Source organism: Methanomassiliicoccales archaeon, from assembly GCA_014361295.1.
Taxonomy (GTDB): Archaea; Thermoplasmatota; Thermoplasmata; order Methanomassiliicoccales; family JACIVX01; genus JACIVX01.
This window is the reverse complement of sequence record JACIVX010000118.1, coordinates 1-564: the sequence shown is the minus strand read 5'-3', so window position 1 is coordinate 564 and position 564 is coordinate 1. Positions and strand designations below refer to the sequence as shown.

Below are 564 nucleotides of genomic sequence, written 5' to 3'. Positions count from 1 at the left end.
TACCCGGCAGTCCGCGCCTCCCGACTCGATCCCGTGGAGGCTCTTCGCTACGAGTAGCCTTTAGGCCGTTTTTTGCAAAGGGAGGCGGAAGCACACGCGGGTTCCCTGGCCAGGCCGGGAATCGATGGCCAGGGTCCCTCCTAAAAGCTCCACCCACTCCCGCATTCCCGAAAGACCAAGCCCGGGCGTAGTTCGCTTCGGGTCAAATCCTTTCCCATCATCCCGCACCTCCCCGCAGAGCCAGCCGTTCTCCTCCCCAAGGCTCAGGAAAACCTGTTTGGCTTGGGCATGGCGCCGCACGTTCTCCAAGGATTCCTGGATCACCCGAAAGGCCACGGTCTCCACGAGCTCGGGATACCTTCCCTCCTCGATTTCTGCGTTTACTTCTAATCCTGCGGCTGCGAAGTTGGAAAGGAGTTTACGCAGGGCTGGGGCCAGTCCGGCCTCGTCCAAAAGGGGCGGCCTGAGTTCCCGCGCCAAATCTCGCAAAGCCTCGATCCCTTGGGCGAGGAGTTTTTCCGCCTCGTCCTTTTCGCCGGCAGCAAGGGCCCAGCGTGCGGCGGC

The 564-nt window shown here is 62.2% G+C and carries 1 protein-coding gene; it reads right to left on the bottom strand.

Features of this window, described 5'->3' with window-relative positions; genetic code table 11:
• Positions 1 to 60: 60 nt before the first annotated feature.
• The coding region (locus H5T41_11490) for a sensor histidine kinase (GenBank protein MBC7109382.1) at positions 61 to 564 on the bottom strand (504 nt) is incomplete at its 5' end.